This is a genomic window from Candidatus Margulisiibacteriota bacterium, from assembly GCA_028715625.1.
Lineage (GTDB): Bacteria > Margulisbacteria > Riflemargulisbacteria > GWF2-35-9 > GWF2-35-9 > JAQURL01.
Window position 1 is genome coordinate 1 of sequence record JAQURL010000053.1, and the last position, 18,044, is coordinate 18,044.

Genomic DNA, 18,044 nt, shown 5'->3' on the forward strand with positions numbered 1-18,044 from the left:
GCCTGGGGGCGCATATACATCTGGGCTATATATCTGCCCTTTTTATCTAATGACTCAGGGCTACGAAAATAAAAGCCCTTCCTGTATAATGAATTATATATGCAGTCCAGCAAGCTTTTTGCTTTAGATTTTTGTTTTAAAAAAAGGTAATAGGAACATAATCCGTAATTAACACCCAGCCAGACATCATTTCCCTGTGGCGTAAAGACCTCCTTGCCTGCAACAGTGCGGCCATTGACCATGCCATTCAATCGTCCTGAGAACCCTGAATAGTTATGTTTATATACATAATCCAAAACACTTTCAACTCTAGAGCTTTCGATTAGTTGTGGAAGGCCGCAAAGACTAAGGAACCATTGGCCTGCAAGCTGGTCAGACATAACATCATCGAGAGTCTCATCATATTTATAATAGTTTTTATTCCAGAGCTTCTTTTCCAGCGACAATAAACCCCTATTCAAAAGTTCCGTACTGTCATGAGGAGATTTGCCCAGAATTTCCGCCATTTTTTTGAAAGCTGTAACTGCGGCCAGCCATAGAATAGAACAGTATGCGGAGCTTCCCTGCATGGTCCAGTTGTCGTAAGTTTGGTCCGGCCAGCCGCCGTTTTCCGGCAAACCGTCACCATCAATATCAAAACGTTTGAAATATTCATAAGCATTAAGCACTGCAGGCCAGCAATAGTCCAGGAAAGTCCGGTCTTTGGTAAAATGAAAGTTACGATAAACCATAAGAATAAACTTGGGGTTCAAATCTTTCCAGTAGTTAGGATTTTGATAACAATAGGAATTCGTTTTTAAAAACGGATTTTCCTCAAAAGAGCCCAAATCATGGGGGCAGGCTCCCTTAATTTTTCTGTAACCAAGTTTTTCATGCAATTCGGTCTCACTCTGATTATCATGCAAAGCCTTGTGGGCAATAAAGCTGGTGTTAAATTTGATAATTGTTTTATCTTCAAGATTGATAGAATCCGCGAATTGTTTTATCACCTGCAATTCCAATTCCGGCCAGCCGTAAAGCAGGGCCCAGGAGCTATAGTAACGCACATCAAGCGTCTCATAAAAAGGGTAATCTATACACTCCAGATAGCCGAAACGATTCGTATTTGCCTCCCAGAGAGTGCCTCCATGTGCCAGATAATACAGCTCATTAATCATAAGGGTGATGATTTCGTCAGAGAAAGGTAAATTGCGGACTTTTTCCTGCCAGGCTGCTATTTTTTCGAGAATACTCTCCTTGTCGTGAATAAGTTTTTCCATTAGCAACTGGAGTCGGTTTAGTTCGGGGAAGAATTCGGTATATTTTTTTCTCAAAATCTGATTGTCTGAAAAATACAAAGAAGGAATATCCCAGGCTACAATAAAATCCAGGGTTTTTTGCTGTCCTGGAGCTAAATTAACAGTAAAAGAAACTTGGGTTGAGTTGTTTTGAGAAAGTTTTGTATAAACTTTTTCGGAACAATAGATACCTATAGCGTCCTTCTGTCTGGAAGTTTTTTTATATAACTCGACCCCGTAATCTGTAGTCTGCAGTTTTATAGGGATTTTTGAGGGACAAAGTTTATAAAGAAAAGAATTACCTTTATTAACACGTTCATAATTCCTGTCCAAAATATCCTGCAGATTGAACCGGATTTTTATGGTTACAGGTTTTTTCTCGTTATTTTCCGTAGTTATCTTAAAAAGCCCGGCCGGATAGCTGCTATATTCATAGTCCTCCATAATTACCGGGCTGTACTGCAGCAGGCTGATTTTTATTTTCTGTTCGACCTTTAAGTCCCAGCGTGCCTGAGGATACAACGCAGTATAAACAGCGCTTTGATAGTCTAATTCCTGGAATTTTTTATCAAAACTATAGGAAAAAATGAATGCCGGCTTAATTTTATTATTAAAAACATGTTTTCCCGGCTCCAGATGCAGGCAGTTCCATTTGCCTTCAGGCGATATGCCGATTGTTCCCGTGCCAAAACCGCCGATCGGTACACCATGCGGGAAGGTATTGATCATGGGGAACTCGGCCCTGTGGCCCTTGGGTTTAATGTTTATCCAGTCTTTAACAGGCCTTGACCAGGCAGATTTGCTAATCATATTTTTTATCATACTTTTCATATATTGAATGTGTCATTCTGAGCTTGACGAAGGATAGACACTTTAATTTTATTCATGCTTCGTCAGGCTCAGCATGACATTGCGTTGTTTTTACTTCTAAGCCGCAAGCTTTTATCATTTGTAAATCAGTTTGCACCGGATTACCGCCGGTGGTCAGATAGTTACCTATCATTATTCCGTTGGCACCTGCTGAAAATATTTCAGCTTGCCTGTCCCCCAGGTTTACCTCGCGGCCGCCGATTACACCTATGGTTTTATTCGGCAGAACAAAGCGAAACATGGCGATAATTTTGAGAATATCTACAACTTGGAGCGGCGCGACTTTGCCAAAAACCCTGGTCCCGGGAATGGGGTGCAGAATATTAATGGGGACAGAGTCCACATTCAGCTGCCTCAGCTCCAGAGCAGCTTCCGCACGCTGCCTTGGAGTTTCGCCAATACCGAAAATCACGCCGCTGCACACTTGCAATCCTGCTTCTTTGGCGGACTGTATAGTTTTTATTCTGTCTTCATAAGTATGAGTACTGCACATTTTAGGAAAAAAAGAAGCAGAGGTTTCCAGGTTATGATGATATTTATCAAGTCCTGCTTGTTTGAGTTTTAAGAGTTGAATTTTATCAAGAATACCCAGAGAAGCGGCTCTGGTCAGGCCGCTCATGCAGGTCAGAGTTTCACAAACAACCTTCAACTCTGAATCCTTGAGCAAAGCTTTACCGGAAGTAACTAGCGAAAAACAGTTGGCCTCGTTATTTTTGGCGCTGGCATAGGCCTCCAACAGTTTTTCTTTGGTGAGCAGAGGGTAACTGTTTATTTGCGTTGTATGCTGAGCTGACTGGGCACAATAGCTGCAATCCTCGCTGCATTTGCCGGATTTGGCATTCACGATGCTACAAAGCTGGATTTTGTTGGCAAAATATTTTTGTCTGAGTTGACCTGTATAATTAAAAAGTTCCGGCAGGATAGAATCTGGCAAGGAAAGTATTTCCATGGCATCTGCCAGAGAAAGCTTTTTTTGTTTTAAAGCTTTTGAATAAAGGTTTTTTAAGTTAGCCATAAAAGTTTATTCGTTATGGTTTTAATGCATACTATATGATGTATAATTTAACCATGAAACCGCGTAACATTAAAGTAAGCGAATGGAAAGACTGGAACTGGCAATTAAATAACAGTATTCGTACCCTTGAACAATTTGAAAAATTTACGGGCATCGGTTTGAACAAACAGGAGAAACAAAATTTTCCAAAAGTAGTAAAATCCTACCCTTTTTGCGTTACTCCATATTATTTATCTTTGATAAACAAGCAGGAGTACTCTGCAGACCCGGTTTTCCGGCAGTGCTTTCCCGATATAGCTGAACTAAAAAAACATAGAACAGACGGCCCGGACCCGCTCGCGGAACTTGATTATGTTCCGGTAAAAGGGATTATTCACCGCTATCCGGATAGGGTATTGTTTTATTTCAGCAATCTCTGTCCCGCCAATTGCAGGCATTGTAGCAGAAAAAATAAAATCGGCAAAAAAGAGTTTACTTTAAACGCGGGTGATATTCAAAAAGCCGTGCAATATATTGCCGGAAATAAAACAATCAGAGAAGTGATTTTTTCAGGCGGTGAGCCGCTGGTGCAGGGTGATGATTTGCTGAATAATATTTTCGCTAATATTAGAAAAATAGCGCATGTGGAAATAATCAGAATAGGCTCGCGCATGCCGGTGGTTTTACCCTTCAGGATAACTGACAAACTGCTGAAAATTTTAAAAAAATATAAACCACTATGGTTTAACACTCATTTTAATCATCCGCAGGAGCTGACCGAAAACGCGGCAAATGCCCTGGCCATGCTGGCTGATGCCGGAATTCCTTTGGGTAACCAGACAGTGCTTCTTAAAGGAATAAATGACGACAGCCGGACAATTTCCGAACTGAACAGAAAGCTTATTAAAAACAGGGTAAGACCTTATTATTTATATCAATGCGACATGACCAGCGGAACAAACCATTTCAGAACACCCTTAAAGACAGGCCGTCAGATAGTTCGACAGTTGGCAGTCGAAGTGTCGGGCTTGGCCATTCCAGATTTCGTAATAGATACAAAAGAGGGTAAAATCCGCTATAATAATTAGTGATGTCAGCCGCAGAAGAGGGGTCTGTTTTTTATCCATTAACTTTTATCCAACGAGATATTTGGAATACACAACAGTTTTACCGCGATGAACCATTATGGAACCTGGGGGGATATATAAAAATTTTTGGTTCACTCCAGTTGGAAAAATTTCAACAAATGGTAAATATCCTTATTGATGATAACGATATTTTAAGGTCAGTTTTTGTAACAGATAATCAAACTCCCTATCTGAAAATAAATACCGCTGTTAATTATCAATTGCCGGTCAGGGATTTCAGAGCAGAACAGAATCCCCAGGAAGCAGCCATCAGCTGGATGAAACAGCAGATGCTAATTTCTTTTGATGTCAGCAAGTTCCCTTTATTTGAATATGTTCTTCTGCAAATAACAGACAATGAAACATATTGGTTTCACAAATATCATCACTTGATTATGGATGGCTACGGAGAATATCTGATTATGACCCAGGCCGGCAGGATTTATAACTGTCTGCTTGAGGGAAAAGAGTATCAAGTGCAGCGGTTATCCTACACAGCTTATGTTCAGGATGAACAGAAATATCTGAGCTCACTTCAATATAACCAGGATAAAGAGTATTGGAAAATCAGGTTTGCCGAACTTCCTGACAACCTCTTTGCCCGTAAACGTCGGGAAATAAAAGACAGATCGTCGCTGAAAAGTGGTATGCGTAATATGTATATAAGCAGGGCCGTTTTACAAAAGTTAAAAGAACTGGCAACTCAACAAAATGTCTCTCTGGCTCATATTTTTTATAGTATTTTTTTAACTTATTTTCAAAAAATCGCAGATGTCAAACAGTTTGTTGCCGGCTTACCGATCCTGAACAGAAAAAATGCCGCAAGTAAAAAAACTGTGGGGCCTATGTTCGGCATTGTTCCTTTGAAGGTAGAAGTTCAGCAGGATATGCTATTTACAGATTTTGTGCAGCAACTGAAAAAAGATTTGCTTCAGGATTATCGTCATCACAGGTTTCCGGTTAGCGGTATTATTGACAGAAGCTTTACGGAGCAGGTCCTGCGGCCTTTTTACCAGGTTTTTTTGGGATATGAACCTTTCAGCTATGAGCAGGTAACATTTAGCGGGCAGAAAACCGACGGAGATGTATTTACCAACAGTTCCGAGTGGCATGATTTGAAAATCGTAATCCGTGATTTGTTTGATGCGCAGGATATAAAAATCGAGCTGGTTTATAACTATGAGTTTTTTTCCGATAAAGACATGGAAATTATGGAGCAAAGCCTGGCCACACTGATTGAGGATATTCTTGCCGGACCTTCAAAGCCTATTAAAGATTTTAATTTGGTCCCGGAGCAGGAAAAACAGAAGTTGCTTAAGGAATTTAACCGGCAGTACGCCTTTACAAATGAAAATCAAACAGTCCCTGACCTTATAGAAAGTCAGGTCCGCAGTAATCCCGGCAATATAGTTCTGATCTGCCGGGAAAAAGAGTTTACCTATGAGGAAATTTATACCAGAGCACTGGAAATGTCCTGCGCTTTGCGTGAAGAACATCATGTTCGGCCCAATCAAATTGTCGCTGTTTGTTGCCAAAGGTCAGAAAGACTGGTTGAAACATTACTGGGAGTGTGGCTGGCAGGAGCCGGGTTTTTGGTCGTAGCAACAGATCTTCCACTAGAACGGATAAAGAAGATGCTGGGAACTAGCGGATGTAAATTGTTGCTCACTGACCATCAAGAAACAATTGGCCTGGAAGGCCATGAAACAAAAATTGTTTCCATAGATAAGCTGATTTATAATAATAATATCGCACTTAAAAATTCGGGCATACGCCATTTGGCTTATGAAATTTTTACTTCAGGTTCTACCGGCGAACCAAAAGGTGTAATGGTCAGCCATGAAAACCTGATGAGCTTTGTCGGGGCTATGCAGGAACGAATAGCCTTGCGAAAAAACCAAACAATACTCGCAGTATCCTCAGTGGCATTTGATATTTTTTTTATAGAAACCCTGATTGCGTTGGCTCTTGGTCTTAAAGTGGTAATGGCTGACGACGAGGAGGTAAAAGACCCTGAGCTTTTGAAGCAACTTCTGCTGAAACAGAAAATAGATGTTTTGCAGCTTACACCTTCCAGACTAAAGTGGTTTTTGGCCAACACCACTAAATCAGAATGGCTTTCAGGGATAAAAACTATGCTCGTCGGTGCTGAAACGCTTAATGAAGACCTGTTCAGACTTTTGACAACAAATTGCAAAGGGAACATTTATTATTTGTATGGCACTACGGAAACAACCATCTGGTCAACCGTCAAAAAGCTTGAACCGGCAGAAACGTTAACAGTCGGAAGGCCTTTGTCAAATACCAGAATTTATATCTTGAATAAATTTTTGCAGCTTTGTCCCTGGGGTATAAGCGGAGAAATCTATATCGGGGGAGACTGTGTGTCCGCCGGATACGCCGGAGCAGCCGGTCTTACCAGGCAAAGTTTTATTGATGACCCCTTTAATCCGGGCTGGAAAATGTATAAGACCGGAGATATAGGCCGCTGGCTGGAAAATGGAGAACTGGAATTTATTGGCCGCAAAGATGATCAGGTTAAAATCCGGGGTCATCGGGTGGAATGCGCGGAAGTGGAGAAAGCCATATTGAATTTTCCAGGCATTACAACAGCAGCTGTTCTGGCGAAGGAAGATAACCAGGGCAACAGTAATCTTTTTGCCTGGTTGGCAGGAGTGGACAAGAGCGCTTTATTTGGGCTGCAGGCTTTTTTGAAACAATTACTTCCGGAGTATATGTTGCCCTCCTGTTTTGTTTTGCTAAAAGAATTTCCACTTACAACCGGAGGCAAACTGGACAAACAAGCCTTAAAAAAACTACAAGTTGAACCGGTGAGGTTTCAGACGTTCGTCAGTCCCGAGAATGATTTGGAAGAAAAGCTTTTGGAGGTCTGGCAAACAGTCCTGCCCAGACAAAACATAAGTGTGTCGGACAACTTTTTTTCTATCGGTGGAGATTCTATTAATGTATTTGCGCTGGTTTTAAAAATAGAGAAGGTTTTTGGCATAGCTTTAAGTATCAGGGATATTTTTGAAAGACAGAGCATCAGAGAAACAGCCATTCTCATCAAAGAGAAAAAAAATAGCCGCAAAACAGAGCCGATTGAGCCGGCCACTATCAAAGACCTGTATGCCTTAGCCGCCATACAAAAACAGATATTTTTGCTGCAACAAAAGAGCGGCGCAAGTTGGCACTATAATATCGCGGCTATTTTTCTGATTACCGGACAACTGGATTTGCCGAAGCTGGAAAAAACCCTGCAAATTATGGTAAACAGGCATGAAAATTTCAGGTCAGCAATAGTTCTGCAAGACGGACAGCCCTTGCTGCGGATTTTTGATTCTCTCAACCCTACCTTGAAAGTCATGGATTTTAAGGACCAGGAGCAGATATTACAGCATATAGAGGCTTTGGATATTTTTACTCCGCAGTTATTTACCGTTCAGGTGTTTAAGAAATCCGACCTTGAGCATTATCTTTTGCTTAACATACATCACATTATTGCAGACGGGCTTTCTGTGGAAATTTTCATGAAAGAATGGTTGCAACTTTATGAGGGAAAGGTACTTCCTGTTTTGAGCCTGCAATATAAGGATTTTGTTTGCTGGCAGGAGAGCAGGTTGCGTGAAAGAAAATGGGAAAAACAAAAAGCTTACTGGCTGAAAACATTACAAGGGGAACTGCCGGTTTTACAATTACCTACAGATGAGCCCAGACCGGTAACACAGGACCACGAAGGGGAACGTATTTATTTTTCCTTGAGCAGAGAAACAAGCGAACAGTTGAAAAATCTGGCTGAACAACAAAAAGTCACTTTATATAATTTGCTTTTGGCTGCATATTTTATGCTGCTGTACCGTTATACCGGGCAACAAGACCTGATTGTGGGCCTGAATGCCTCAGGCAGGACAGAAGAAGGCCTGCAGAATATGGTAGGAGTTTTTAATAATATTCTGCCGTTAAGAGCTAAACTTAACGGTAGCAAGACTTTTAAAGACCTTTTAGGTGATATAAAAAATGAGGTAACAGCTGCACTGGAAAATCAGGATTATCCCATGGAAGAAGTAGTTCGGGAACTATCGGTACGTCGCGATCGGAGCAGAGATCTGTTATTTGACACCTTGTTCGGCCAGCAGATAGAAAACGTTGTAGATTATGTCGCCGGTGAGCTCAGAGTGTCGGTTGTGCCCAGACAAACCAAAATTATAGCGCATGTGGATGTTGCCATGACGGTTATCAGCACAGATAAAGAGATAGGTTTGTATACAGATTACAGTAAAGCCTTGTTTAAAAAAGAAACAATAGCACGTTTAATAGCACATTACCAAAATATGCTTCGGGAAATAAGCCGTGCTCCTGATTTGGAGATTGCCAAAGTGAATTTTTTAACTGAAGTCGAACAAAATTTGTTTTTTGCGCCAAAAAGCGTGGCCGGATCACATGTTCAGGAGTTAACGATTGTAGATTTATTTGAGGAACAGGCTAAAAGAAATCCTCAGAATGTGGCGGTAATTTTTAATAATCAAATATTAACCTATGCAGAACTTAATGTACGGGCCAATCAGCTGGCGCATTATTTGAGAGAAAAATATCAGGTAAAGCCTGATGAAGTGGTAGGAATTAAGCTGGGCAGGTCGCAAAATCTGGCAATTGCGGTACTGGGAGTGCTCAAAGCCGGAGGCGCTTATTTGCCTTTGGATATTAATTATCACTCACAGCGGCTCATGGCTATGAAAGAACAAAGCGGTTGCAGGGTTGTATTAACAGAAAAGGATATTCTGCACAGCGAATATCCGCTGCATAATACCGAGAAGGTAAACAGACCGCAAGACCTGGCTTATGTGATTTTTACCTCGGGCACAACCGGCCGGCCAAAAGGCGTGATGGTTGAGCATCGTAATCTGGCAGCAATAACTGAGGCATGGAAAGAATTGTATCAGCTTAAAGAAGGACGGGTCAGGTTGCTGCAGTTATCCAGCTTTTCTTTTGATGCTTTTACAGGAGATATGGCCAAAGCCCTGCTTACGGGCGGGCAGCTGATAATCGCCAGTGGCGAAGACAAGTTTGACTTGGCTAAAATATGTGAATATCTGGAAGAATATCAGATAAATATTTTGGAGTCGACACCTTCATACATCAAATTATTAGCGGAATATATGCAACAAAACAATGTAGAAAAAAAATATTTAAAAACAGTGATAATCGGAGGGGAAAGTTGTCCCAAGCCTGTTTTCCAATATTTAAGGAAACAATTGGGAGATTTGCAGCTCGTCAATGGTTATGGAACTACCGAATGCACTGTTGAAAGCTGTATTTATGAGGCTAATGCGGAAACATCGATACAGAGCAAAAATACACCGATTGGCCGACCACTTTCTTTAGCCGAACTTTATATCCTTGATGCTGACCGCAACATTATGCCTGTGGGATGTAGCGGTGAGTTGTATATTGGCGGGGCCGGTGTTTCCAGAGGTTATATCAATGAGCCGCAATTAACCGCCGCGAAATTTGTTCCAAATCCTTTTAAACCGGGCGAGAGATTATACAGGAGCGGAGATTTGGCCAGATATCTGCCTGATGGAAACATTGAATACATTGGCCGAGCGGACGAACAAGTAAAGATCAGAGGTTATAGAATAGAATGTTCGGAAGTAGAAGCGGCATTATTGGCATTGCCCGGAGTAAAAGAAGTCAAAGTGATAGCCAAAAGCACTATAAATGATGCCTCACAATTGGTAGCCTATCTGGTAACCGAGAGGGAAATTGAGAAAAATTTGCTCAAAGAGCAACTGCTGCTAAAGCTTCCTGGTTTTATGATGCCTTCTTTTTTCGTAGGATTAAAAGAAATGCCGCGTAACGTAAACGGCAAAGTTGATGTCAGTGCATTGCCCGAACCGGATTTTTTTAAAGAGATAGACCAATCTGAAGAAATATTCGACGGGTTGGAATTGCAATTAAAGTCAATCTGGCAAGAGGTTTTGCGTATTAAAAAATTTGGTGCTCATGATTCGTTTTTTGAGCTGGGTGGGGATTCGCTGGGTTTACTGACAGTGCTGACTGCATTGCAGAAAAAGCTGAACATTGAGTTGAAATTTTCCGAACTGTTTGAGAAATCTACAATCAGAAAACTGGCAGAACATATCCGCGCAGTTCGCCGGGGTTCGGCCGAGCCTATCAGCCGTAATGCACCCAGAGAAAGTTATCCCTTATCATCAGGCCAGAGGAGAATGTATGTTCTACATAAACTGGCCCAGGACAGTGTCAGCTACAATATTCCCATGGCCCTGAAAATAGAGGGTGAACTGGACAAAGCCATGCTGGGAACGGCTATACAAGCTGTTATTGATAAGCAGGAGCAGTTGCGGGTTGGCTTTGAAATAGTAGACGGGGAATTGGTACAGAAAGTACAGAAAAATATTACTTTCAGATTAGACGAAGCCGATCTTACTGATGAAGCTGAGCTGGCACGGCAAATCAAGCTTTTCATTCAGCCCTTTGACTTGCAAAGCCCGCCGTTATTTCGCGTTAAACTACTACATTATGCAGGAGATAAAAAAATACTACTTGTTGATATGCATCATATAATTTCCGACGGGGTCTCCATTGAAATTTTTATGGAAAATATTTTGGAAGTCTATGAAAATCAGCTGGCTGCCGACTTGAATATTCAATATACGGATTATGTGCTCTGGAGGGAGAAATACAAGCAATCAGAAAAATATAAAGAGCAGGAAAGTTATTGGCTGAACAAGCTGCAGGGCCCTTTGCCGGTTTTAAATATGCCGACGGATTTCCCAAGGCCGGCGCTGCAAAGTTTTGAGGGAGACCGGGTGCAACTGATTATCACGGAGAGTCAACTGCAAGCATTGGAAAAACTGGCCGCAAGCAATGAGGCAACTTTATTTATGGTGCTGTATGCGGCATATATTCTGCTTTTACAACGTTATAGCGGACAGGACGATATCATGGTTGGGCTGGCTGTATCCGGTCGTAATCATCCTGATACAAACTCATTAATAGGTATTTTTGTAAATACGCTTATTATGAGAACAGATTTAAAAGATATTCGGACCTTTGAGGAGTTATTAAAACTGGTTAAAACAAATATTTTGGAGGCATTCGATAATCAGGATTTCCAGATTGAGGATTTGCTGGAAAAGCTGCAGATTAAGAGGGATGTCAGCCGCAATGTTTTGTTTGACACAATGTTTGTATTGCAGAATATGGAAAAACCCGAGTTCAAAAGGGAACATTTAACTTTGCAGAATTATGATCTGGAGCAAAAGACCGCCAAAATTGATTTTACATTTTTCGCTGTGCCTTTGGAAAAGGGTATGAAAGTTGAACTGGAATTTTGTACAAAATTATTTAAAAAAGAAACCATGGAAAGATTTTTGGAACATTATTTGAATATAATTAATAATTTAATTCAATGACTAGAGACATAAACAAACTTGAACTGATAAGCGAAACGGAAAAAAGGAAAATCCTTTTGGAGTTCAATAATACGTCAGAGGCTTTTCCAGAAGACAAAACAATCCAGGAACTGATTGAAGAGCAGGTTTCAAAAAAGCCGGAGCAAATAGCCGTGGATACCGGAATAAACTCTATAACCTATGGCCAGCTAAACAAGAAGGCCAATCAAATGGCCAGGCTTCTTCGGGATAATGGTGTGGGGCGAAATGTTTTGGTCGGTATTTACTTGAAACGTAGTGAGGGAATGATCGTGGCAGTGCTGGCAATATTAAAAGCCGGAGGCGCTTATGTGCCTCTGGACACAAATTTCCCCAAGGCGCGCCTGGAACAACTTGTTCGGTCTGTAAAATATGTGATAACAAGCACTGAACTTGAGCAACAGATTAAGAGTATACAGCAAGAGACAAATGTCATGATTTTTTCTGAAGCTGAAAACTATACTGCTGAAAATTTAGCCATAAACAATTCAGCAGAAGACCTGGCATATGTTATTTTTACTTCCGGAACATCCGGGATACCCAAAGGTGTAACAATGACCCACGGCCCGGCAATAAACGTCATTGACTGGGTGAATAAAACATTTCAAGTAAACAGCGCGGACAAGCTGCTTTTCATAACTTCCCTGAGCTTTGACCTGTCCGTATATGACATATTGGGAATTTTGGCCGCTGGAGCTACAATCCGCCTGGCCAGTGAAGAGGAAATCGGTACACCTAGCCTGATTTTGGAAATTATTAATGATGAACAGATCAGCTTCTGGGATTCGACGCCCGCTACCTTTGCGCAACTGTTGCCATTTATGGAGACAAAAAAGGCACAAAATACTTCTTTGCGTCTGGTATTTCTGAGCGGCGACCGAATACCTTTAACCTTGGCGGACAAGATCAGGGAAGTATTTGTAAATGCTCAGATAATTGCTCTGGGTGGAGCAACAGAAGCAGCAATCTGGTCCAATTACTTCCCCATTAATAATATTGAAAAAGACTGGATCGGTATACCTTATGGCAAACCTATACAAAACGCTCATTATTATATTTTGGATAACGAACTTCATTTGTGCCCGATTGGTGTACCTGGAGATTTATATATCGGTGGTAAATGTCTGGCCAAAGGTTACTGGAATGATTCACAACTAACAACGGAAAAGTTCATCAATAATCCGTATGTTCAGGGAGAAATAATTTATAAAACCGGAGACATGGCCAGATGGTGGCCGGACGGGAATATGGAATTTTTGGGCAGGCAAGACAGCCAGATTAAACTAAGAGGGTATCGCATAGAATGCAAAGACATAGAAAACGCCACTCTGAAACAGGAACAGATTAAAGAAGCGCTGGTAGTAACCGTAAAAAGTAATTTACAGGAAGTCGAGCGGTTATGTTTGTTTGTTGTAACTTCAGCCGATATTGGGGCTGACGAAATCAGGCAGAAGTTGTTATATGAACTTCCTGAATATATGGTGCCGGCCAAGATCGTCGTCCTAGAAAAAATACCGCTTACTCTGACAGGTAAAATTGACAGACAGTTTCTGGAAAAAATGGCCATAGAATATGATTCTGTAAAAGCAGTCGGATATAAACCACCCCAGACGGAAACCGAACAAATTTTGGCAAATATCTGGCAGCAAGTATTTACCAGGGAAAAAGTAGGAATAAACGATGATTTTTTTGAGCTGGGAGGTGACTCACTGAACGGTATCAGGATTATAGCCAAAATGGAAGAAAAGGGGCTGTATTGTAATTTGGCAGACATTTATTATTACCGCAATATCAGGCTTCTATCTGATTATTTGACTAGCATCAACCCTTCTTCTAAATCGAAAAACAAGGTTGAAATCAAAATTAAAGACCAAATGGAAAGTGTCCCGCAAATCCTGGCATCGATCAGAGCTCAAGAAACCGAGTATTTTAACAGTATTATCAGCGGAAATGTTGTAAAAGAATATTCCAATCCAGTTTTGCCGATGTTATTAAAAGATCATATTCGACAGATGTACTGGGCATCATTTATATTATTTAAAGATAATTTTAATGTTAATTTGTTAAAAAAGGCTTTGCTTAGGCTCTTGAAAGAACAGGGCTTGCTGCGGTGTGTTTTGATCAATGAAAATGAGTTTTGCGGTTGGCGGGAATTTGAAACCCCGGAAAATATTTCTATTCCTTATATTGATTTGTCTATGTATGGAGAGGACACTATTGCGGATTTTTTGAAAAACGTACTTTCCACCTATTATCAAAAAAATGACCGTTTTAAGAATTTTCCATTCCGTGTTCTGCTTTTAAAGGCTAATTCGCGTGAGACCTATTTGATATATTTGCTGAGCGAAGCCATTGATGACCAGTATGGGGAAGATATTGTACGACATAGTATTTTAAATGATTACTATGCAGTCTCCCCTAAAAACATATCAACTTTAATAAAAGGTTATGATGAGTATTTCCAGATTTTGAAATATGGGCCACGGGGCATTTCCAGTGAAGATATCAGCAAAAAATTTGAGCTGCAAAAAATGGCTGAGGCCTCGGAACAGCTCAGAAAAAATGTACAGCAAAAAATATTAGACGGCCAGTCCCGCTTTTTGTTTGACATAACCCTGCCAGCTATGTTTGATGGCGATAAATGGGAGACAGGAATTAGTTTGCTACAGCAGTTTTGCCAAAAGTATGTAAATATTTCCAATCTGCCGGTCTGGATACTACATGACTGCCGTAATTTCCAAGATGGCTCCTTTTTAAATACAGTCGGTGGGGATTTCATTGATTATGTTCCGGCAGTATTAAATCTGGATCAAAAAACTGCCCGTGAGCAGGCAAACTATTTTAAACAGCAACTTGATCTGGCCAGCGCTTATCAGTTAAATTTTTTCCATCTGTTTATGAATGATAATTTTTCAGAAAAATTTGGAGGAGTACGCAAGTTACTGCAGAGCTGCATAGGTGATGTGAATAGCTCAAGATCAATATTTTTGTACCGTTTTAACGCACATTTTGATGACATAAAAAGTTATGAGGTTATAGATCAGCATCAATATTTTGATATTAATCAGTATCCGGATTACCTGACCCGTTATGGCAGAGGATTTTATTTTTACATAAACTTCAGACAGAATATAATTCATTTGGAATTGCATGTTCCATTTCAGATAGAGGAACAGGCGCTGAGGGCCTTTTTTACAGATGCAGTTGAAAAATTGCAGGAGCATTCAAAACCATGACCGGACTGAGCGACATTTCCATACTGACACCTGAAGAAAAAAAGAGAATACTGGAAGATTTCAACAAAGAAACAATAGGCTTTCGGGAAGAGAAAACTCTGGCTCAAATTTTTATCGAACAGGTACAAAAAGCTCCCGAAGCAACCGCCTTAATAGTACAGGGCCATATTTACAGTTATCAGGAACTTAACCGGCAAGCGAATCGTCTGGCTCATTTACTTATCAAACAAGGTGTTACGTCAGGTTCAATTGTGCCGCTACTAATGGATTACAGTTTGGAAATGATTGTCGCTGTTCTCGCTGTCTGGAAAGCCGGCGGTGCTTATTTGCCAGTGGACATCAACTTTCCAGAAAAAAGAATCACACAGATGCTGCGGCAAAGCAAATGTCAGGTTGTTATTTTGCAGGACAAAAAGTTATATAACAACGAAGTTTTTGAGGGCTTTAATTTTATTGAGGTTAAGGAAAGCGATACTCTGACTGCCTCAGATCTTGAAAGCAGAAGTAAAAGCACAGATTTGGCTTATGTAATCTTCACTTCAGGATCAACAGGAGAGCCCAAAGGCGTAATGCTCGAACATAGAGGCGTTGTAAGCGTCCTGGAGGTTTGGAAAAATATTTATGAGCTGGAGAAAATCCCGGCTATAATTTTACAGTTTTCTGCTTTTGCCCACGATGTGTTTACCGGCAATTTGGCAAAAACTATTCTTTGCGGAGGCACGCTGGTGCTCTGTACCTCCGAAGAACGACATAATTACGCCTTTATGTACAAGGCTTTTTCAGAGGCCCGGGTAAATATGCTGGATGCCACTCCGGCGCTGATAACAAATTTTCTGGACTACATCAGGGATAATCTGCTCACGGATGATAGCCTCAAATGGATAATCATGGGCTCGGATATTTGCCCGCCGGAAGATTTTTTCAAAACAGTTAAGCACTATCAGGGAAAAGCCCGGGTCTTCAATAGTTATGGGGTTACCGAAGCTACAATTTACAGTTCACATTATGAGGGTTCATTAAAAGATGACAAGTCGGCAAATATTCCGATCGGCAAACCGTTCCCCAATCAGCAGTTTTATATATTAGGCCAGGATTTGCAGATAATACCTATCGGAGCAGGAGGCGACCTCTATATTGGCGGAACAGGTTTAGCCCGCGGATATCTGGAAAATGAAGCGCTGACCGTGGAAAAGTTCAAGGACAATCCGTTCAAAACCGGACAAAGGCTATATAAAACCGGGGATAAAGCCAGATGGACTTCTGAGGGCGTGGTGGAATTTTTGGGTCGGGATGATTTTCAGATAAAGCTGTTGGGATACAGAGTGGAATGTTCGGAAATTGAAAATTACCTGCTGAAATATCCTGAAATTAAAAAAGTTTGTGTTTTGCCCGCTACTGATAAGAAAACCTTAAAAGCCTTTTACGTGGCAGAAAATGAACTAAGCCGGGAAGAACTGAAACAGTTTTTGCAGGGATATTTGCCGGCCTATATGTTGCCTAAGATTTTTATCAGAATTGAGCAACTACCGTTAAACACTAATGGTAAGGTAGACAGGCAGGCATTAATGAAAACAAGTGAGTTGATTGAAGCTGACAATCAAAAAATAATTACTCAGCCTGAAAACGAATTTCAGCAGAAAATTCTGGATATCTGGAAACAGGTTATTAAAAAACAGAATATCGGAATAGACGATGATTTTTTTGACCTGGGCGGGGATTCGATGGATGCCATAAATCTTATTTCCCGCCTGGAAAAGTTGGAACTGAAATGCACCATTACGGATATTTATCAGTATAAGAAAATTAAAGATTTTGCTGATTATTTTCAAAGGAAGAACAAACACAATATCCCGACATTAACTTCAGATACAAGCACTGCTTCATTGCTGCTGCAACCTGATGATCGTCTGCTAAACGAATTGCAGAACTTGCGTGAACAGGAAATAAATTTTTATAACAAACTGCTTCAAGGCGGGACGGGAAATGTTTATCCATTTTCCTTTTTTTACGTCTTTGACGGTGATTTTTTTGAGCGTACTTATTTTGTACAGTATCTGATTTTTAACGAAGAAGTGGATAAGCCCAGATTAAATCAGGCAGTTAATAATCTATTTGTTTCCCAGCCGTTACTTAGAAGTATTCTCGTAAATGAAGACGGGAGATTTTTCAAACAGGAATATAATCCGGTGCAGGACCTGCAAATTCCCGGCCTTGATTTATCCGGCTATGAACCGGCCTTGACTTCCGGATTTTTATATCAGGTACTTCCGGCTTATTATACCAAACAGGACCGCTTGAGGGTTTTCCCGTTCCGGATTTTGCTGGTAAGAATAAAAGCCGAAGAATACTGGCTGATTTTTTTAATGGATGAATCAATCCATGATACCTATGGGGAGGATATAATTAAAAAAGAAATCCTTGATGTTTATAATAATATCCAAAAAGTTACAACAAAACGCAAATCTTATCAGGATTTTATTCTGGAAAAAACAAGCGGTTACAGGAAATTAACTCCCATTCAGATAATGGAATATTTTGAGCTGGAAAAGATATCGGAAGCTATAAAAGAGTTTAATGTAATGCTTAACCGGCAGGTAAAAAAAGAAGCAGGCAGCTATCGGTTTTTGCTGAATGACACATTGCCGGAGAAATTTAATTTGTGGGAGAAATCTGTTATTGCGCTTTTCAAATTCTGTAAAAAATTTATGCCTGTTAACAAACTGCCCCTGCTGGTTGTGCATGATTGCAGGGCTTATGATTATGAGGCTTACAGCCAAACTATCGGCGGATTTACAGACTCGGTTCCCGTGCTTTTGGACCTGACCGAGGATGATCCGGAAATAGTAATTACGAAGCTGAAACAACAGTTAAAGCTGGCCTCAGAATACAAAATCCATTTTGAAACACTGCTTTTTAATCCGGATATTCCGAATGAATATAAACAGCTGCAGGGCCTTTTAAAACAGGGTGTGGGAGATATTACCAAAACGCAGTCGCTTTTTCTTTTTCATTATTACGGTCATTACAGCGAGGTGACGAATTTTGAACTTAATCAGGACAAAACAAACAGCATACCGCGCTGGTTA

At 40.7% G+C, this 18,044-nt stretch carries 6 protein-coding genes; 4 read left to right on the forward strand and 2 right to left on the reverse strand.

The window, feature by feature from the left end; translation table 11 throughout:
* Positions 1 to 2,087 (reverse strand): GH116 family glycosyl hydrolase (locus PHV30_08770; GenBank protein MDD5457110.1); only part of this gene is annotated, 2,087 nt, incomplete at its 3' end.
* A gap of 73 nt (positions 2,088 to 2,160) precedes the next feature.
* Positions 2,161 to 3,162, reverse strand: a complete 1,002-nt coding sequence (gene bioB, locus PHV30_08775) for a biotin synthase BioB (protein ID MDD5457111.1) — start codon at positions 3,160 to 3,162, stop codon at positions 2,161 to 2,163.
* A 53-nt stretch (positions 3,163 to 3,215) separates the two neighbouring features.
* Between bioB and PHV30_08780 the strand changes: the two genes are divergently transcribed.
* From PHV30_08780 to PHV30_08795, 4 genes are all read left to right on the forward strand, one after another.
* Complete coding sequence (locus tag PHV30_08780; protein MDD5457112.1) at positions 3,216 to 4,229, forward strand: KamA family radical SAM protein; 1,014 nt, start codon at positions 3,216 to 3,218, stop codon at positions 4,227 to 4,229.
* Between the two features lie 2 nt (positions 4,230 to 4,231).
* Positions 4,232 to 11,704, forward strand: a complete 7,473-nt coding sequence (locus PHV30_08785; GenBank protein ID MDD5457113.1) for an amino acid adenylation domain-containing protein — start codon at positions 4,232 to 4,234, stop codon at positions 11,702 to 11,704.
* On the forward strand, positions 11,701 to 14,958 hold the full coding sequence (locus PHV30_08790; GenBank protein MDD5457114.1) for a non-ribosomal peptide synthetase: 3,258 nt from the start codon (positions 11,701 to 11,703) through the stop codon (positions 14,956 to 14,958). Before PHV30_08785 ends, PHV30_08790 begins: the two co-directional genes overlap by 4 nt.
* Positions 14,955 to 18,044 (forward strand): amino acid adenylation domain-containing protein (locus tag PHV30_08795; GenBank protein MDD5457115.1); only part of this gene is annotated, 3,090 nt, incomplete at its 3' end. The genes PHV30_08790 and PHV30_08795, both read left to right, overlap by 4 nt.